The organism is Kribbella koreensis (assembly GCF_039525325.1).
Taxonomy (GTDB): Bacteria; Actinomycetota; Actinomycetes; order Propionibacteriales; family Kribbellaceae; genus Kribbella; species Kribbella koreensis.
Genome location: NZ_BAAAHK010000020.1, coordinates 250,374 through 268,130, shown reverse-complemented (window position 1 = coordinate 268,130; position 17,757 = coordinate 250,374). Strand labels below are relative to the sequence as shown.

21 protein-coding genes are annotated in these 17,757 nt (G+C 67.6%); 11 read left to right on the top strand and 10 right to left on the bottom strand.

Going from position 1 to position 17,757, the window contains the following annotated elements:
* Positions 1 to 20: 20 nt before the first annotated feature.
* Genes ABD116_RS36380 through ABD116_RS36370 form a run of 3 tightly spaced genes read left to right on the top strand, consistent with a single transcriptional unit; the run spans position 21 to position 2,797 of the window.
* The gene (locus ABD116_RS36380; RefSeq protein WP_343981388.1) at positions 21 to 1,502 is read left to right on the top strand and encodes a S10 family peptidase; all 1,482 of its coding nucleotides are present in this window, start codon (positions 21 to 23) and stop codon (positions 1,500 to 1,502) included.
* A complete protein-coding gene (locus ABD116_RS36375) occupies positions 1,499 to 2,332 on the top strand; it encodes a nucleotidyltransferase domain-containing protein (RefSeq protein ID WP_343981385.1) in 834 nt (277 codons plus the stop codon). Before ABD116_RS36380 ends, ABD116_RS36375 begins: the two co-directional genes overlap by 4 nt.
* Positions 2,333 to 2,797 carry a GNAT family N-acetyltransferase gene (locus tag ABD116_RS36370; RefSeq protein WP_343981382.1) on the top strand — a complete coding sequence of 155 codons (465 nt, stop codon included), beginning with the start codon at positions 2,333 to 2,335 and terminating at the stop codon, positions 2,795 to 2,797. It begins immediately after the preceding gene.
* Here the strand turns inward: ABD116_RS36370 and ABD116_RS36365 are convergent.
* Both ABD116_RS36365 and map read right to left on the bottom strand, forming a co-directional pair.
* Positions 2,785 to 3,168, bottom strand: coding sequence for a GNAT family N-acetyltransferase (locus ABD116_RS36365; protein ID WP_343981378.1), 384 nt, complete (start codon positions 3,166 to 3,168; stop codon positions 2,785 to 2,787). The genes ABD116_RS36370 and ABD116_RS36365 overlap by 13 nt on opposite strands.
* Positions 3,165 to 4,013, bottom strand: a complete 849-nt coding sequence (gene map / locus ABD116_RS36360) for a type I methionyl aminopeptidase (protein ID WP_343981375.1) — start codon at positions 4,011 to 4,013, stop codon at positions 3,165 to 3,167. The genes ABD116_RS36365 and map overlap by 4 nt, the downstream gene beginning before the upstream one ends.
* A 53-nt stretch (positions 4,014 to 4,066) precedes the next feature.
* On the opposite strand from map, the gene ABD116_RS36355 reads away from it, so the two are divergent.
* Positions 4,067 to 4,255 carry a hypothetical protein gene (locus tag ABD116_RS36355; RefSeq protein WP_343981372.1) on the top strand — a complete coding sequence of 63 codons (189 nt, stop codon included), beginning with the start codon at positions 4,067 to 4,069 and terminating at the stop codon, positions 4,253 to 4,255.
* A gap of 79 nt (positions 4,256 to 4,334) precedes the next feature.
* Here ABD116_RS36355 and ABD116_RS36350 read toward each other — a convergent pair whose 3' ends face one another.
* Entirely contained in the window at positions 4,335 to 4,940 is a 606-nt protein-coding gene (locus tag ABD116_RS36350; RefSeq protein WP_343981368.1) for a histone H1-like repetitive region-containing protein, read from the bottom strand.
* 314 nt (positions 4,941 to 5,254) lie between these two features.
* Between ABD116_RS36350 and ABD116_RS36345 the strand changes: the two genes are divergently transcribed.
* Entirely contained in the window at positions 5,255 to 5,992 is a 738-nt protein-coding gene (locus ABD116_RS36345) for a helical backbone metal receptor (protein ID WP_343981365.1), read from the top strand.
* Positions 5,993 to 6,055: 63 nt separating this feature from the next.
* Positions 6,056 to 6,232 (top strand): hypothetical protein, encoded by a 177-nt coding sequence (locus tag ABD116_RS36340; RefSeq protein ID WP_343981541.1) that lies wholly within the window; start codon positions 6,056 to 6,058, stop codon positions 6,230 to 6,232.
* A 24-nt stretch (positions 6,233 to 6,256) separates the two neighbouring features.
* Here ABD116_RS36340 and ABD116_RS36335 read toward each other — a convergent pair whose 3' ends face one another.
* Positions 6,257 to 6,754, bottom strand: a complete 498-nt coding sequence (locus tag ABD116_RS36335; protein ID WP_343981362.1) for an NUDIX hydrolase — start codon at positions 6,752 to 6,754, stop codon at positions 6,257 to 6,259.
* Positions 6,755 to 6,907: 153 nt separating this feature from the next.
* On the opposite strand from ABD116_RS36335, the gene ABD116_RS36330 reads away from it, so the two are divergent.
* Complete coding sequence (locus ABD116_RS36330; RefSeq protein ID WP_343981359.1) at positions 6,908 to 7,810, top strand: aldo/keto reductase; 903 nt, start codon at positions 6,908 to 6,910, stop codon at positions 7,808 to 7,810.
* Here ABD116_RS36330 and panB read toward each other — a convergent pair.
* The 4 genes from panB to ABD116_RS36310 form a co-directional block, all read right to left on the bottom strand.
* Positions 7,807 to 10,440 (bottom strand): 3-methyl-2-oxobutanoate hydroxymethyltransferase, encoded by a 2,634-nt coding sequence (gene panB, locus ABD116_RS41880; protein WP_425552226.1) that lies wholly within the window; start codon positions 10,438 to 10,440, stop codon positions 7,807 to 7,809. The genes ABD116_RS36330 and panB overlap by 4 nt on opposite strands.
* 176 nt (positions 10,441 to 10,616) lie before the next feature.
* Positions 10,617 to 12,404, bottom strand: a complete 1,788-nt coding sequence (locus ABD116_RS36320; RefSeq protein WP_343981356.1) for an NAD+ synthase — start codon at positions 12,402 to 12,404, stop codon at positions 10,617 to 10,619.
* Between the two features lie 63 nt (positions 12,405 to 12,467).
* Positions 12,468 to 12,830, bottom strand: a complete 363-nt coding sequence (locus ABD116_RS36315) for a nuclear transport factor 2 family protein (RefSeq protein WP_343981353.1) — start codon at positions 12,828 to 12,830, stop codon at positions 12,468 to 12,470.
* Positions 12,831 to 12,839: 9 nt separating this feature from the next.
* The gene (locus ABD116_RS36310; protein ID WP_343981350.1) at positions 12,840 to 13,430 is read right to left on the bottom strand and encodes a dienelactone hydrolase family protein; all 591 of its coding nucleotides are present in this window, start codon (positions 13,428 to 13,430) and stop codon (positions 12,840 to 12,842) included.
* A gap of 68 nt (positions 13,431 to 13,498) precedes the next feature.
* Here ABD116_RS36310 and ABD116_RS36305 point away from each other — a divergent pair, with 68 nt between their 5' ends.
* From ABD116_RS36305 to ABD116_RS36295, 3 genes are read left to right on the top strand one after another with little or no spacing between them, the layout of a single operon-like run.
* On the top strand, positions 13,499 to 14,068 hold the full coding sequence (locus ABD116_RS36305; RefSeq protein WP_343981347.1) for an ArsR/SmtB family transcription factor: 570 nt from the start codon (positions 13,499 to 13,501) through the stop codon (positions 14,066 to 14,068).
* A gap of 43 nt (positions 14,069 to 14,111) precedes the next feature.
* Entirely contained in the window at positions 14,112 to 14,591 is a 480-nt protein-coding gene (locus ABD116_RS36300) for a hypothetical protein (protein WP_343981344.1), read from the top strand.
* Positions 14,588 to 15,535 carry an HTTM domain-containing protein gene (locus tag ABD116_RS36295; RefSeq protein ID WP_343981341.1) on the top strand — a complete coding sequence of 316 codons (948 nt, stop codon included), beginning with the start codon at positions 14,588 to 14,590 and terminating at the stop codon, positions 15,533 to 15,535. The genes ABD116_RS36300 and ABD116_RS36295 overlap by 4 nt, the downstream gene beginning before the upstream one ends.
* On the opposite strand, the gene ABD116_RS36290 is transcribed toward ABD116_RS36295, so the two are convergent.
* Positions 15,461 to 15,865: a hypothetical protein gene (locus tag ABD116_RS36290; protein WP_343981339.1), complete on the bottom strand. Its 405-nt coding sequence runs from the start codon at positions 15,863 to 15,865 to the stop codon at positions 15,461 to 15,463. The two genes, ABD116_RS36295 and ABD116_RS36290, sit on opposite strands and share 75 nt — an antisense overlap.
* Positions 15,866 to 15,882: 17 nt before the next feature.
* Positions 15,883 to 16,266 (bottom strand): thiol-disulfide oxidoreductase DCC family protein, encoded by a 384-nt coding sequence (locus ABD116_RS36285; protein ID WP_343981337.1) that lies wholly within the window; start codon positions 16,264 to 16,266, stop codon positions 15,883 to 15,885.
* Between the two features lie 147 nt (positions 16,267 to 16,413).
* Between ABD116_RS36285 and glnA the strand changes: the two genes are divergently transcribed.
* On the top strand, positions 16,414 to 17,754 hold the full coding sequence (gene glnA, locus ABD116_RS36280; protein WP_343981334.1) for a type I glutamate--ammonia ligase: 1,341 nt from the start codon (positions 16,414 to 16,416) through the stop codon (positions 17,752 to 17,754).
* The last annotated feature ends 3 nt before the right edge of the window (positions 17,755 to 17,757 follow it).

Below are 17,757 nucleotides of genomic sequence, written 5' to 3'. Positions count from 1 at the left end.
ACGCTGATAGGTTTTCGCGCATGAGTACCCCTGAGCAGACCCCGGAGACCGTCGAGGCGAAGCCCGTGAAGGCCGCACCGGCCGACGACCTCGTCAGCACCCAGCACACGCTGACGGCGGGGCGGCGGAAGCTGAAGTACACGGCGACAACTGGCCGGGTAGTGCTGCGTCAGGAGGTGGTGACCGACGGCAAGTCCGACGGGCACGTGCCCAAGGCCGAGGTGTTCCTCACGGCGTACACGCTGGACGACGCCGATCCGGGGACCCGGCCGGTGACGTTCGCGTTCAACGGTGGGCCGGGGTCGTCGAGCATCTGGCTGCATCTCGGGTTGCTCGGGCCGCGCCGGGTGGTCTCCGGCGACGCAGGCGAGCTCGCGCCACCGCCGTACGGGCTGGTGGACAACGCGGAGACGTTGCTGAAGGACAGCGACCTGGTGTTCATCGACCCGGTCTCGACCGGCTACTCGCGTGCTGTCGAGGGGGAGAAGCCGGGGGACTACCACGGCTTCACGGCCGATCTGGAGTCCGTCGGCGAGGTGATCCGGTTGTGGACGTCGCGCAACGGGCGCTGGATGTCGCCGAAGTTCCTGGCGGGGGAGTCGTACGGTACGACACGTGCCGCCGGGCTGGCCGCGCATCTGCAGGACCGGCACGGCATGTACCTGAACGGGATCATGCTGATCTCGGCGGTCCTCGAGTTCGGCACGCTGGAGTTCGTGCCGGGCAACGACCTGCCGTACACGATGTTCCTGCCGTCGTATGCCGCGGCCGCGCACTACCACGGGCTGATCCCGGACCAGTCGCTCGAAGAGGTGCTCGCCGACGCGGAGCGGTTCGCGGCCGGGCGCTATCCGAATGCGCTTGCCCAGGGCAACCGTGTTCCGGACGACTACCGCGGTGAGGTGCTGGCCCGGCTGGCTGCCCTGACCGGGCTGTCGGAGGACTATCTCGACCGGGTGAACCTGCGGGTCGAGCACACCCGGTTCTTCGCGGAGGTACTGCGTGAGCGTCGTCAGGTGGTCGGGCGGCTGGACGCGCGGTTCACCGGCTGGGATTCGGACTCGGCCGGTGAGACCTCCACCGACGACCCGTCGTTCCGGGCGATCATCGGGCCGTACACGGCGGCGCTGAATCACTACCTGCACGCGGAGCTCGAGTACCACAACGATCTGCCGTACGAGTTCCTCAGCACCACGGCGGCGAAGGACTGGTCGTACAAGGAGTTCGAGAACAGCCACGTCAACGTCGCGGACAAGCTGGCCGAGGCGATGCGGGCGAACCCGCATCTCAAGGTGCACGTCGCGTCGGGTTACTACGACTGCGCGACGCCGTACTTCGCCACCCGGTACACGCTGGGCCGGTTGCAGATTCCGGCAGAACTTCGGGACAATATCGAACTTTGCGACTACCCGGCGGGTCACATGATGTACGTGCACGAACCGACCCGGCGACAGCAGTCCAAGGACCTGGCCGCCTTCATCAAGGGAGCCAGTAACCGATGACCCAGCCGCCACCGGAAACCACTTACCTGACGCTCCCGGCCGACGGTGGTGGTCCGGTGCTGCCGGCGGAGGTCAGCGCCACGACGAAGCTCTACCTGCAACTGATCGACCAGGCACTGCCCGGGCAGGTCACCGGCCTGTACCTGACCGGCTCGCTCCCACTCGGTGACTACCGCCGCGGCCTCAGCGACATCGACGGTGTTGTCATCATCGCTTCACCACTGACCGAGCCGGAGGTGGCGGCTGTACGCGGTGTGCACGCGCAGTTGCCGACGTCCCCGGCCTTCGACGTCACCTACCTGAACACCGCCGACCTCACGGCCCCACCGGACGCCACCAAGCCAGTCGTCTTCACCCTCGACGGCCAATTCGAACAAGCACCCTCCGGCGGTCCCGTATCACCGGTCCTCTGGTCAGAAGTGGCGCGCCAATCCACCGCTCTCCGCGCGGTGCCCGACCTGATCGTGCACGACGACCAAGAGGCACTCGAAGCATTCACCCGAGCCAACCTCACGTCCTACTGGTCCGGCCGCTTCGACGCCCTGGAAACCGCCTTCGCCGACCATCCCGACGACGAGGTCGTAGACACCTGGATCCTCCCCTGGGTGATGCTAGGCGTCCCCCGCCTCCACGCACTCCTTGCCACCGGCAACATCATCTCCAAAACCGCCGCCGGCGAACACGCCCTGATCGCCTTCCCGGAATGGTCCCCGCTACTCCACCGCTGCCTCGACCACCGCTCCGGCAAACCAGAAACCTTCACCGTCGCGGACGCCAGATCAGCCGTCCCTTACGGCCGCAAGGTCATCACTGCAGCCCTCGCCCTGTAGATGCTGTACATCCGCGAGCCAGCCCCGCTGGCAGTCGTCCCGCCGCCACCGGGCGTCGTACTCCGGCAGCCATCACCCACCGACATCGAACAACTCGGCCGCCTGTACTACGAGGCCTACACCCCACCCGTAGTCGACAACGAAGCAGCCGGCATCGAAGACATCCGCCTGACCTTCGAAGGCGAATACGGCCCGCTGAACCCCACGATCAGCCGCTTGGCCTTCTTCGGCACCGAAATGATCGGCGCAGTCCTCGTCGTCGACCGCGCCCCCTGGCCGAACACCCCCGACTGCCCCTTCATCATCGAGGCCTTCACCGCCCCCACCTGGCGCCGCAAAGGCCTCGCCACTGCGCTGCTCACCGAGTGCATGGGCCGGACACCCGGCCGCTTCGCGTTGAACGTCCTGCCGGACAACACCGCCGCCGTGCGGCTGTACGAAGTACTGGGCTTTCAGCCGGGGTAGATGCGGAAGCCTTCGAAGGTGCGGTGCTCGAAGGAGCGGTAGAAGCCACCGGCGTCGCCGGTGACGAGGTCCATGCGTTGGGCTCCGGTGAGCGGGAAGACGTAGTCGATGAGGTCGCGGCCGATGCCTTTGCGCCGGTAGCGCTCGTGCACGGCCATCATCGAGAGGTAGGCGGCTACGTGCCCGTCGCTCAGGGCGTACGCGAAGCCGATGACCAGGTCGCCGTCGAGGGCGACGACGGTGGTGACGCCGGGGGCCGTCAGGACGGCGTGGGCGCCGTCGGGGTCTGCGCCGAAGCTCGGCCAGTTCTCGGCTTCGCAGAGGGCGACGATTCCCGCGAGGTGGTCGCGGGTGTACGTCGTGATGCTCACGGGAGGGTGAGGACTTCGGCGCCGGTTTCGGTGACCAGGAGGGTGTGTTCGAACTGGGCGGTGCGGGACTTGTCCTTGGTGGTGGCGGTCCAGCCGTCTTCCCACAGGTCGTAGTCGTAGGAGCCCAGGGTGAGCATCGGCTCGATGGTGAACGTCATGCCGGGCTCGATCACGTCGTCGAAGCGCTCGTCGTCGTAGTGCGGGATGATCAGGCCGGAGTGGAAGGCGGTGGCGATGCCGTGGCCGGTGAAGTCGCGGACGACGCCGTAGCCGAAGCGCTTCGCGTACGACTCGATCACCCGGCCGATGATGCTGACCTGGCGACCGGGCTTGACCGCCTTGATGCCGCGGTTCAGCGCCTCGCGGGTGCGCTCGACCAGCAGCCGGCTCTCCTCGTCGACGTCGCCGACCAGGAACGTCGCGTTGGTGTCCCCGTGCACGCCGTCGAGGAACGCGGTGATGTCGACGTTGACGATGTCGCCGTCCTCGAGCGGACGGTCGTCGGGGATGCCGTGGCAGATCACCTCGTTGACCGATGTGCACAACGACTTCGGGTAGTTGCGATAGCCGAGCGTCGACGGATACGCGCCACGCTCCACCAGATACTCGTGGCCGACCCGGTCGAGCTCATCGGTGCTGACACCAGGCTTCGCTGCGGCACCGACGGCTTCGAGCGCCTGCGCCGCGAGTTTGCTCGCGACGCGCATCTTCTCGACCAGTTCGGGGGACGTCACATAAGAACCGTCGTAGGGCGTCGGTGCGGGCTTGTCGACGTACTCGGGACGGGGAATGGACGCGGGTACCGGACGGCGAGGCGAGATGATGCCAGGAGTGAGAAGCGACATGGTGAGATCATTCTAATGAGCCGTTAAAACACCTCAGGAGGTGGTCAGCCCTTATGAGCGACGATCACAGCAACGAGTGGTACTACAACACCAAGACCGGCAAGGTCGAGCCGTACCAGGGTGAGAAGTCCGGTGACCGGCTGGGACCGTACAGCTCGCCGGAGGAAGCCGCCCGGGCGCTGGAGAAGGTCCAGGAACGCAACGAGGCCTGGGACAACGACCCCAACTGGAACGACGACTGAATCACCGCCTGACCGCATGACCGAGGGGCACCACCGTTGACAACCGGTGGTGCCCCTCGGCGTTACTGCGTTGGTGCGATCAGGCCTTCTTCGCGGCGGCCTTGCGCGCCGGTGCCTTCCGCGCCGTCGTCGCCCGCTTGGCGACAGCGGTGCGCGCGGGCGCCTTCTTGGCGGCGACCTTGCGGGCCGGAGCCTTCTTCGCGGCGACCTTGCGGACCGGGGCCTTCTTGGCCGCGACCTTGCGGGCCGGCGCCTTCTTGGCGGCGACCTTCTTCGCGGGAGCCTTCTTCGCCGGCGCCTTCTTGGCCGGGGCCTTCTTCGCAACGGTCTTCTTCGCGACCGTCTTCTTCGCCGGGGCCTTCTTGGCGACCGTCTTCTTGGCGGTCACCTTCTTGGCCGGGGCCTTCTTCGCGACCGTCTTCTTGGCGGTCACCTTCTTCGCCGGAGCCTTCTTGGCAACGGTCTTCTTGGCGACTGTCTTCTTCGCCGGCGTCTTCTTCGCGGCGACCTTCTTGGCCGGTGCCTTCTTCGCCGCTGTCACCTTCTTCGCCGTCGTCTTCTTCGCAGCGGTGACCTTGCGTGCGGTCGTCGTCTTCGCTGCACTGGCCTTCTTGGCGACGGTCTTCTTGGCGGGAGAAGCCTTTTTGGCTGTCGCCTTCCCTGCGGCTGCCTTTGTGGCTGGCACTCTGCCTCCTTGGTGCGCTGAGGAAAACCACGGTGGATTCCTCGTCGTCATGATGATGACAACACTTGTGCCATTCGTAAAGCACCCGAAAGGTCTGCACGTTAAGGCGTCCCGGAGACCGTCAACCGCGAAATGTCTGGAAACCCTTGCAGAGTTGGGTTTTCACGGTGGCAGTAGGCTGCCGGACAGCGGCAAAGAAATGTTGGCGACACGCGCGCGGAGTTGGGTTCGAAGTGCCGATTCGCGGTGCTTTCGGCACAGTGTTGTCATCGGCAACGTCTACGCGACGGGTCTGCGAAGAGGGGTGCGAACACATGCAGGACGATCTCGGAACCAGGCTCGACGTACCGTTGCGAGTGCGTCGTGTGGTCAGCATCGTGCCGTCGTTGACGGAGGCGATCGCGACCACGCACGCAAGCCTTCTGGTGGGTGCGACGGACTGGTGCACGCACCCCGCGGACCTCGACGTGACGCGCGTTCGCGGCACCAAGAATCCCGACGTCGATCTCATTCGCGAGCTCGCGCCGGACATCGTCATCGCGAATGAAGAAGAGAATCGCGCCGCCGATCTCGACGCGTTGCGCGGCGCCGGACTCGTCGTCTGGGTGACCGCGCCGACGACGGTCGAGCAATCACTGAACTCGCTGCAGCGTTTGCTCGGCGCCGTCGCCGGCGAGGTACCGGAGTGGCTGACCCAGGCACGCGAAGTCTGGCGCACCCCGTACGCCGGACCGCGCCGGCGGGCCCTCATTCCGATCTGGCGGCGGCCGTGGATGGCGTTGGGCCGGGACACCTTCGCGGGTGACCTCTTGCAAAGAATCGGGGTCGACAATGTGCTCGCGGAATCGCCCGAGCGCTATCCCAGGATCGAGTTGGCGGGCGTACCGGAGTACGACCTGGTGGTACTTCCGGACGAGCCTTATGCGTTCTCGCCCGAGGACGGACCGGAGGCATTCGACCGGCCCGCCTATAACGTGAGCGGGCGGCATCTGACCTGGTACGGACCGTCACTGGTGCAGGCGCGGGCGCTGCTCACCGAACAACTCGCGTGACGTGCGACACGATTGCTGAGTTCTCAGGTAGACGGTTAGGGCAGCCTCACCTACGCTTACCGGGTGCCGTCCATGACCGCGAAGAAGAAGTGCTGCAAGGACAAGCCGAGGTGCAAGAAGTGCCCGGTGGTCCTCAAGCGGCTCAGTGACGCAGGCTGCGCCGAGCGCCTCGACCTGCGCCACTACATCGTGGACAAGAAGCTCCCGAAGAAGGTCCTCAAGGCCGCTCGCGCCCGCTGAGCGCTCGGGGTCCTGAGCCGGTCGCTACGAGGCCTCGCGGTAACGGATCGCCTCCACGGCCCGCCGGAGCAGGTCGGGGATCGTCGCGTGCGCGGCCTGACCGGTCGCCTCCAGCTCATCGGCATGCCACCAGCCGTGCGCGCTGATCGTCTCCAGCTCGAGCTGCTCCTGATTCGCGAAGCTCACCTCGACCGCGTCGACGCCGACGGCGAAGAACGTCTGGTGCTGGATGATCGGGCAGCCGCCCCACTCGAACTCGATCGTGTTCGTCGCCACCGGCGCACCCAGCTGTTCGGCCGGCCAGACGATGCCGACCTCCTCGCGCAGTTCGCGGATCCCGGCCTGCTCGACCGTCTCGCCCGCCTCGACGCCACCGCCGATGGTGAACCAGTACGGCGTCTGCGGTTTCAGCGGGTCCCAGCCGTGCAGCAGCAACACCTTGCCGTCCGGGCGGACAGGCAGGACGCGGGCCGTCGTACGCCGGACGACGGTGCCGGGCGGTGGCAGGCGGGATTCGGTCACACCTCAAAACGCTAGACGACACAGCCGGTACTACGACGCGTCGCGCGGCGCGTCTCGTCACGCCGTCCGGATGCGGGGACAGGGCAACGGCTGCCGAGCTGGGTGGCCGAGCTTGGCGAGCCGCATGGTTGAGCTTGGTGAGAGCATCGAGACATGACCGCACGCATCGGCCTCGGACTCGCTGCTCTCGGGCGGCCGGGCTACATCAACCTCGGGCACGACCAGGACCTTCCGCGCGGCCGTGAGGTCGACGATCTTCGGCAGCTGACGCACGAGCTGCTGGACCAAGCCTGGAAGGCCGGCGTCCGGTACTTCGATGCGGCGCGCTCGTATGGTTTGGCCGAGTCGTTCCTGGGGGAGTGGCTCACCCCGGAACGCCGCAGCCAGCTCACCATCGGCTCGAAGTGGGGCTACACCTACGTCGCCGACTGGAAGCACGACGCGGACACCCACGAGGTGAAGGACCACTCGCTGGGCACCTTCGAGCGCCAATGGCCCGAGACGTTGCGCGCGTTGGGCGGCCCGCCCGACTTCTACCTGGTCCACAGCCTCACGGCGGACAGCCCTGCCCTCGACGACCCCAAGCTCCTGGACCGTCTACGCGAGCTGGCAGACACCGGCGTACGGGTCGGTCTCTCAACCAGCGGCCCACGCCAAGCCGAGACGTTGCGCAAGGCACTGGCTCTGGACACTCCCTTCACTGCGGTCCAGTCCACTTGGAACGTACTAGAGACCTCAGCGGCTCCCGCCCTGGCCGAGGCCCACGACGCGGGCTGGTTCGTAGTGGTGAAGGAAGCGGTGGCCAACGGGCGGCTGACAGCCAAAGCAGGCGAGACGCCGTTCAACGTCTTCGCCGAGCAACACGGCCTCGCCCCGGACGCCCTTGCCATCGGTGCGGCCGCCGCACAGCCGTGGGCCGACATCGTCCTCAGCGGCGCCACCACCGCAGAGCAACTCAAGAGCAACCTGGCCCCCGTAGTACAAGGGCCCCTGAACGAGTTCGTCCAGGAGCCCTACGAGTACTGGTCAGAACGCTCAGCGCTGCCCTGGGTCTAGAACGTGTGCTCGTCGCCGGGGAAGGTGCCGCCGGTGACGTCTGCTGCGAAGGCGGTGGCGGCGTTGGTGAGGATGCCTCGGAGGTCGGCGTACTGCTTGACGAAGCGGGGCATCTGGCCGGCTCGCATGCCGGCCATGTCTTGCCAGACCAGAACCTGGGCGTCGGTGTCTCGGCCGGCGCCGATGCCGATGGTCGGGATGGGGATGCGCTTGGTGATTTCCGCGGAGACGTCGCCGGGGACCATCTCCAGGACGACGGAGAAGGCGCCGGCTTCGGCGAGGGCTACTGCGTCGTCGATCAGGCCGGCTGCTTGGTCACCGCGGCCTTGGACTCGGTAGCCGCCGATCGTGTGCTCGCTCTGCGGGGTGAAGCCGATGTGCGCCATCACGGGGATGCCGGACTGTGTCAGCTTCTCCACGGCCGGCACCATGTTGCGCCCGCCCTCCAGCTTGACCGCGTGCACGCCCGCTTCCTTCATGAACCGGACGGCGGTGTGGAAGGCCTGCTCGGGCGACGCCTGGTACGAACCGAACGGCAGGTCGGCGACGACCAGCGCTCGCTCGACAGCACCCGCGACCGCGCGCGACAGCGGGATCAACTCGTCGACAGTGACGCGCAGGGTCGACTCGTAGCCGAAGACGTTGTTCGCGGCGGAGTCACCGACCAGCAGTACCGGGATGCCGGCCTGGTCGAAGATCTCGGCGGTGTACTGGTCGTAGGCGGTCAGCATCGCCCACTTCTCGCCGCGGTTCTTCATGTCCCGCAGGTGGTGGATGCGGTAGCGCCGCGGTCGCTTGCTCGCGTCTGCCGGCGTACTGCCGCCAGCCGACCCGAGTGCCGAGCTACCGCCGTTGCCACCGAGGCTGTTGGTCACAGCAGCCGGCTTGGCTGCGTCCTTCGGCGTACTGGTCTCTGCAGCCGGCTCAGCTGCCGCAGGCGATGCGCCTGCGCGACGAGCGCGGTGTGAGCTCACAGGTGTCTCCGGTACTTGGCTTGGCGCATCCTGCTGTACGTCGGCTCGCCGCCGCGCACCTGCAGGTCGCGGTGGGGTCTCTGCCTTGATGACCGGCAGAGCACCAGTGGACGTCGGTGCTGCACTCAAAGGGGCATTGCTCTCATACTCGGCGGATGGATCTGATGGATAGCCATTGGCGGATGTAGACGCACTGGCCGGCGGTCCCGACGTGGGTGCCGGTGCAGCTCCAGTCCATCCAGTAGCTCCCTGCCCAGCCCGATTACCCGGACCTTGCCCAGCAGCCGCATTGCGACCAGCCGCAGGACCGTTCTGCGGCTGGGAACCCAGTGCTCCGGTCGTACCGTTGGAGCTGGCGTTGCCCGGAGAACGCAGACCATTGGCGCCCGGTCCGGCTTGATTCGCCGGAAGCCCATTGGCACTCGGCCCCCGCGACTCCGGACCGGCTTGGGTCCACCCGTTGCTCGCGGCCGAGCCGTTGGAGGAGTGGGGGGTGAGGCCGTTGCTGCCTGGGCCAAGCGGTGAGCCGTTGCCTGGTACGCCGGGACGCGACTGCGCGGATCCGGCAGGCCCGCCGAGGGCCGGTCCAGACGTAGAGCCGAGAGGACCCGTCGGCGTACCGAGCGGGCCGGACGAAGTGCTGAGGGGGCCGGTCGGGCTACCGGGGCCTCCCTGTCCTGGGCGGCTCGGCGGGGGACCGGTGGTGCCGTTGCGGCCGGGGCCGAAGGGTGGCAGTTGTCCTTGCTGCGGTGCTCCTGGCGGCTGCTGCCGGAACGGAGTCTGCTCGGGGTACCCACGGTCCGGGTACCGCTCCTGCTGCTGCCGCTCCAACGCCTGCCGGTCCAACGCCTGCCGCTCCTGCGCCGCCCGCTCCTGGCCGGCTCGTTCCTGCGCAGCCGCACGTTCCTGCGCCGCACGCTCTTGTACTGCCCGCTCCTGGGTCACTCGCTCTGCCGCCGCCCGCTCCTGTGCAGCGCGCTCAGCCGCAGCTCGTTCCTGTGCCGCCCGCTCGGCGGTGGCCCGCTCTTGTGCGACGCGCTCTTGCGCAACCCGCTCTTGCGCAGCCCGTTCAGCGGCAACACGTTCAGCCGCAGCACGTTCAGCAGCAGCCCGCTCGGCTGCAGCACGTTCAGCCGCAGCACGTTCAGCCGCTGCACGTTCGGCAGCCGCGCGTTCCTGGGCAGCCCGCTCCTGCGCAGACCTGTCCTGTCCAGCACGGTCCTGAGGCGGTCCGTCCTGGTACGGCGGTCGGGGCGCGAAGGGCGAACCCGGCTCGAACCCGCCAGGCTCCTGGTACGTCTCCCGCTCACCCCAGCCCGGGGCGCCACCGTACGACGGCGACTCGGCCTCTTGCGGATAGCCGCCCGCCGGGTACTCGCGCTCCGGCAGGAACGGCGGCTTCGGCACATACGGCTGCTGCGGCACCGGCCCACGCTCGTACGACCTCGGGGCGTTCGGCAGCGAGGGCGCGGGGTCGAGCCCGTCGAGCGCGGTCGAGCGCTCGCGCCAGCCGCCGTCGCCGGAGCCTCCGGCGTAGCCATAGTCCGAGCGGTGCTGATCCTCGGTTGTCCGGTTCTTCGGTCCGGTCCCGTACGGCGCCGGCAGCTCGTCGTCGGCGTCGCCGTTGGTACCGGCCGACATGAAGTTGTCAACCATGGGCTCATCGTCCCACCGTTGCGCAGGGTGAGCGCTACCGGCCGACGCTGAGGGATCGCTCACACCTGACGCGTCAGGATTGCGGCGTTCGGGCACGCCGAAGGAATCAGCCAGCTCGGGATCCTCGGGCGGAAAGAACGGACTGTCGTTGAAAGGGCGGTTACGCCAGGATCCACTCAGCTTTCTGCAGCCTTCCTACTGACCACACGGGTCGCGTCCTCACGCCAAGCGTTCGTGATCGGCAGTCGCCGGTCCCGGCCGAAGGCCTTGTGGGTGATCTTCGGACCCGGAGGATACTGCCGCCGCTTGTACTCGGCTTTGTCGACCAGCTGGATCACCTTGCTGACCAGCTCGGTGTCGAAGCCCGCCGCCACCAGTTCGGCCGTACCCCGGTCCTGTTCGACGTAGTCGTCGAGCATGTCGTCCAGCAGGTCGTACGGCGGCAGCGAGTCGGTGTCCTTCTGGCCCGGCCGGAGCTCGGCCGACGGTGGCTTGGCGATCGCGTTCTCCGGGATCGGCGGCTGCTGGCCGCGTTCCTTGGCGTCCGCGTTGCGCCACTTCGCCAGCCGCCAGACGACCGTCTTCGGCACGTCCTTCAGCGGCGCGTAGCCACCGACCGCGTCGCCGTAGATCGTCGAGTAGCCGACGGACAGCTCGGATTTGTTGCCGCAGGCAAGTACCAGGTGGCCGTCGGCGTTCGACAGCCCCATCCAGATGACGGCGCGAACGCGTGCCTGCAGGTTCTCCTCGGCCAGCCCGGTCAGCCCGAGCGTGTCCAGGAACGGCTGCACCATCGGCTGGATCGGCACCACCCGGTAGTTCAGGCCGGTCCGCGCGGCGAGCTCCGCGGCGTCGTCCTTGGAGTGGTCGCTGGAGTAGACGCTCGGGTTCGAGATGCCGAACACGTGCTGCGCGCCGATCGCGTCGCAGGCGATCGCGGCGACCAGCGAGGAGTCGATACCGCCGGACAGCCCGAGCAGTACGGACTTGAAGCCGTTCTTCTGGACGTAGTCGCGCAGGCCGAGCACGACAGCGCCGTACATCTCGGCCTCGTCCGACAGCCGCGGCGCGAGCGCCGAAGCGATCGGTTCGTACTGCGCCAGTGGCTCCTCGTGCAGCACCGTGTGCTCGATCCGGATGCCCTCATGCTCGCCACCCGGCGTACCGGTCGGTGCAGGCAGGTCCAGGTCGACGACCATGCTGCCCTGCTCGAACTGCGGGGCCCGCGCGAACACCTTGCCCTCGGCATCGGCGATCAGCGAATCGCCGTCGAACACCAACTCGTCCTGCCCGCCGACGAGATTCACGTACGCGAGTGAGCAACCGGCCTCGCGGGCCCGCCGGGTGACGAGTTCACCGCGGACGTCGTCCTTGTTGGCCTCGTACGGCGAACTGTTGATGACGAGCAGCAGCCCCGCACCAGCGGCCCGGGTCGCGGCGACCGGGCCGCCGTCCTGCCAGAGGTCCTCGCAGATCACCAGCGCGACATCGACGCCGTGGATCCGGATCACCTGCAGGCTGTCGCCAGGGACGAAGTGCCGGAACTCGTCGAAGACGCCGTAGTTCGGCAGGTGGTGCTTGACCGCCGAGGTGACCACCTCACCGCGATGCAGCACCGCCGCCGAGTTCGTCGGCGAACCCTTCGGGCGGCCGAGCCGGTCGACGCCCATCGCAGTACCGGACGCGCGGTCCAGGTAGCCGACGACGACCACGATCTCGCCGAGTCCTTCCTCGGCGAGGCGTTGCGCGAGGCTCTTGATCTTGGCCTGCGACGCGTCCACGAACGACGCCCGCAACGCGAGATCCTCGACCGGGTAACCGGTCAGCGCGAGCTCCGGAAAGGCCACCACATGGGCGCCGCGCTCAACGGCGTTCCGGGTCCAGGTGACGACTTTCTCGGCATTGCCGTCGACATCACCGACCGTCACGTTGAGCTGAGCGAGAGCAACCCGAAGCTGAGGCACTGCAGCACCCTACTGGTTACCGGCCCTCCGTCCGCTGACCTGCCCGAAGAAGTTGGCCGGACTTTACGGAAGGTCCTCGGGTTCGATGGCCGCGGTGTAGGTGGTGATGGTGGTCAGGTACCCCTGGGCGAACTCGTAGATGTCGCACGAGCGCACGAACGACGTGTTCCAGCTGGCGTCGACGTACTTCGCGACCGTGTCGATGGCGACGGCGTCCGGGCCGGCGACTGTCTTGAAGCGGAGGAACTGGGTGGTGGTCCGCTCCAGCCGGCCGAGCGACTGCTCGCAGGCGGCCTGGACCTGCTCGGTTCCCTCGAGTCGCGCGGCACCCACCAGGGTCCACTCGACCTGCGGGTGCAGGAACTCGTAGGTCTCCCGGAACTGATGGCTCGAGAACGCCTCAGCCACCTGCTGAATCGTCGGCATCCGCCGATGCTAGCTCTTGAGAAAGTCCAGCACCCGGGTGGTGAGAAGCGTCGTCGCGGCCTTGTCGTACGCCGGTAGCGAGGAGTCGGTGAAGAGGTGCTCCTTGCCGGGGTAGAGGAAGAGTTCGGCATCGGACGTGGAAGCGACCAGGGCGTTCGCCGAGGTGAGGTCGCCGTCCTCTTCGATGAAGAACGGGTCCTCTTCCATCGCGTGCACCTGGACCGGGACGCCCGCCGGCCAGCTCTCGCCGAACTCCGAGACCGGGATGCAGCCGTGCAGCAGAAGCGCGCCGCGAGCCGCAGTACTCGTCTGGGCCAGTTGCTGAGCGGGCATCACGCCGAGCGAGAAGCCCGCGAAGACCAGACCGTTGCCGCCCGCACCGTCGCCCAGTTCCTCGGCGGCCTTGATGCCACGGTCCTTGACCACGCCGAATCCGTTCTGGCGTGCGTAGTCGAGCCCCTCGTCGAGGGTGCCGAAGACGTTGCCTTCGTACATATCGGGCAGGTGCACGGTATGGCCCGCCTCGCGCAGGGTGTCGGCGAAAGCGCGGACCCCGTCGGTCAGTCCCTGCGCATGGTGGAACAGCACTACCTCAGCCATCGCGAACCTCTCATCAGATGAATGATCCAAGAATGTCGAACGTTCTGCGATGTTAGTCTGATCGGACCATGACAGGCAATCCCCAGACCCCGGACTACGAGCTCGAGGACAGTCTCGAGCTCACGACGGCCGAGCAGGTCAAGGCGATCAGCGATCCGCTCCGGACGTCGATCATCCAGTTGCTGCACGAGCGGGCCGCGACGGTGACCGAGCTGGCCGCCGCGGTGAAGCGTCCGAAGAGCACGGTCGCGCACCACGTCAACGTGCTCGCCGACGCCGGGCTGCTGAAGGTGGTCCGGACCCGCCGGGTGCGCGCGATCGAGGAGCGGTTCTACGGCCGCGCCGCCCGGGTGTTCTTCTACGAGATGGGCCGGACGGGCGCGCTGGATTTCAACGACTTCGAGGTCGCGGCGAAGGAGTCGGTCACTGCCTTCGAGGCAGGGCAGTTGCGCTCCTTCATCCGGCACGCGCGGGTTCCCGACGAGCGGATCGGCGAGTTCTGGGGGCGTGTGCACGAGCTGGTCCAGGAGTTCGACCAGCTGCCGCGGTCGGGCGACACGACGTACGGGTTCGTCGTCGGCACCTATCCGGTGACCGACTATCCGACGCTGCCACCGCAGGCGAGCGACGCGGACTGAGTCAGTCGAAGGAACGACGACCAGACCAGGTGGTTGGTGTGTAATGGCGGGCGTGGTGACGAAGGAACGTACTGGGGATGTCCGGCTGGGCACGGTGGGCAAGGCCGTCAGGGTCGTCGTCGCGCTGGCCGGGATCGGCTTGCTGATCAACGGGTCGGTGCGGGCCAGTGACGACGCCTGGCCGTTCGGGCCGATGTCGCAGTACGCCGGATCGGTCGCGGACGACGCGTCGATCACCTACACCCGGATCACCGCGCAGACCGATGCCGGTACGACGGTCGACGTACCGCTCAACATCGAGGGCGCCGGCGTCGCGAGGGCCGAGATCGAGGCACGGACCGGCGAGATCGTGAAGGACCCGTCGTTGCTGCAGGCGGTCGCCGACGGCTGGGCCCGCAAGCACCCGGACAAGCCGAAGTACGTGAAGCTCGAACTGATCCGCGACACCACCACGCTGGTCAAGGGCCGGGTCGTTGGCGATCCGACCCCCGAGGTCCTGGCGACTTGGCAGGTGCGGAAGTGAACAAGGTCGCCAACTGGTTCACGCCCACGATCGCCCTCGCGCGGATCGCGTGGTTGCGGACGATTTTGTACCTGTTCGTCATCCTCGACATGCACGCCTTCGTCCGCGACACCCGGCTCAAGGGCGAGCACCCCGGCCTCTACCAGCCACTGCTGCTGGCCCGGCTCCTCGACCTCCCGAAGCCGTCCGTCGCGAACACCACCACCCTGTACGTCGTACTGATCGTGTTCTGCCTGATCGGCGCGGCCAACCGTCTCCCGAGGCTGGCCGGCTGGATCGTCGCGCCGGCCTTCACCTGGTGGGTGCTGATCGGGATGAGTGACGGCAAGGTCGACCACGACCACCTCGCGCTCGTCGTCGCGCTCTGGGTGATGCCGACCGTCGCCCCGGCGGTCAAAGGCTGGAACACCAAGTGGCGCCGCGACGTCTCGCCGTACGCCGATCAGACTCGCTCCGAGGCGGCCGGCTGGGCGATCCGCTGCGTCCAGATCGCCGTCATCGCGACGTACTTCCTGTCCGCGATCGCCAAGCTGCGTGGCGCCGGCTGGACACTGGCCTGGCCGGGCAGCGCGATCCTGACCTGGGCGATCGTGCGTCGCCCGCACCCGGTCGGGGAGTGGCTGCTGCACTATCCGTGGATGCTGCACGTGATGCAGTGGGTCGGCATCATCGGGGAGTTCTGCTCGCCGGTGATCCTCTGGCTCAAGGGCCGGTGGCAACTGATGGGCGCGCTGTTCTTCATCGGCTTCCACGTCGCGAACACGGCGATCCTGCTGATCCACTTCCTGCCGACCGTGGTCTGCTGGCTGGCGTTCGCGCCGCTCGAGCGGATCGTGCCCTGGTTCCAGGAGCGTCGATCCGCGGCCAGGTCAGACAGCCACGCCCGAGAGGCCGAAGACCAGGCCGAAGAGGGCCGGCAGGCCGAGCAGCAGGCCGGCGCGTAGCCGGAAGCGGCGCCCGCCGGGGCCCGGAGTACGGACGACGCGGGAGAGCACGGCACCGGCGTACCCGAAGATCAGCGCGGCGAACAGGATCTGCTTGGTCGGCAGGCCGGCGTCGGCATGTGTCAGGCCGAGCGTGACGAGCCCCGGGCAGCAGAACGCGAACATCCCGAACCCGAGCTCCGGGATCGGCAGCCAGCGCCTTCCCAGCACATCCAGTTCCGCGGGCCGCCGACGCTGGACCGACCGGATGAAGCGACCCGTGCTGAGCAGCAGGTCAGCCGCGCAGAGGATCGCAGCTATCACCAGCGCCGCATGGAAGATCGTCTGCACCAGAGGAGACTAGAGGTTCACTGCTCCTTTTGGGGAGGGAGGGCGCAGGCTGGCGTGCCGCCGGGCATCTTCTCGCGGTTGTTCGCGATCAGCCGGTAGACGCCGGCCGCCACCCAGCGCACGGGTGGGAGCGTGATCATCACTCCGAGCGGTCGCCAGACGCCGCCGCTGTGGATCAACCAGCGGGCGAACGCCTGCGCGCCGCCGTGAATCGTCCCGGCGCCGTCCACCCACAACACCTCGTACTGCGCCCGCTCGGCGGTCGTCCCGTACGCCGCCAGGTCGGTGAACTGCCACGGCTCGACCGGCACCGCGCCGCCGAGCCGGCGCTGCAGCCAGCGCGCGCTCGTCGTACAGAAGGCGCAGTCGCCGTCGAAGATCAGAATCGGGGTGGTCGGCACACCACCAATCTACTGCCGGGCCGGATGCGAGCGATCTCTCCTCCAACACGTAACGTCTGCTTAACACGCCCGGGGCAGACTGTGTGAGGCCGGGCGAAGCAAGCGTTCGGACAGTGTCGTTTCAGGACAGGAGAGGTGGACTCGCCGATGGACAAGCAGCAGGAGTTCGTGCTGCGCGCGCTCGAGGAGCGCGACGTACGGTTCGTGCGGCTCTGGTTCACCGATGTGCTCGGGTTCCTGAAGTCGGTGGCGGTGGCGCCGGCCGAGCTGGAGGGCGCCTTCGCCGAGGGGATCGGGTTCGACGGTTCCGCGATCGAGGGCTTCGCCCGGGTGACCGAGGCGGACATGCTGGCCAAGCCGGACCCGTCGACGTTCCAGATCCTGCCCTGGCGGGGCGAGACGATGGGCACCGCGCGGATGTTCTGCGACATCAACATGCCCGACGGCTCGGCGTCGTTCGCCGACCCGCGGCACGTGCTGAAGCGGACCCTGTCGAAGGCGGCCGACCTCGGCTTCACCTTCTACACCCACCCCGAGATCGAGTTCTACCTGTTCAAGTCGCTGACCGGCGCGCCCGGCACGTACCCCGAACCGGTCGACTCGTCGGGCTACTTCGACCACACTCCGCAGGGCATCGGCAACGACTTCCGCCGCGAGGCGATCACGATGCTGGAGTCGATGGGCATCTCGGTCGAGTTCAGCCACCACGAGGGCGGCCCGGGCCAGCAGGAGATCGACCTGCGGTACGCCGACGCGCTGTCGACCGCCGACAACATCATGACCTTCCGGGTGGTGGTGAAGGAGGTCGCGCTGTCGCAGGGCATCTACGCGTCCTTCATGCCGAAGCCGCTGAGCGAGCACCCCGGCTCGGGTATGCACACCCACATGTCGCTGTTCGAGGGCGACCGGAACGCGTTCTTCGAGGGCGGCGCGCAGTACCAGCTGTCCAAGACCGGGCGCGCGTTCATCGCCGGCCTGCTGCACCACGCGGCCGAGATCACCGCGGTGACGAACCAGTGGGTGAACTCGTACAAGCGGCTCGCCGTCGGCGACGAGGCGCCCTCGTTCATCTCGTGGGGCCACAACAACCGGTCCGCGCTGGTCCGGGTGCCGATGTACAAGCCGCACAAGGGCCAGTCCTCGCGGGTCGAGTTCCGCTCGCTGGACTCGGCGGCGAACCCGTACCTGGCGTTCGCGCTGATGCTCGCGGCCGGGCTGAAGGGCATCGAGGAAGGCTACGAGCTGCCGCGCGAGGTCGAGGAAGACGTGTGGTCGCTGACCAGCCGCGAGCGCAAGGCCCTCGGCATCAAGCCGCTGCCGAGCAGCCTCGCCGAAGCCATCTCGGTGATGGAGGACAGCGAACTGGTCGCCGAAACCCTCGGCGAGCACGTCTTCGACTTCTTCCTGCGCAACAAGCGGGTCGAGTGGCAGGACTACCGCCGCCAGGTCACCCCGTTCGAACTGAACAAGCTGCTCCCCGTCCTGTAATCA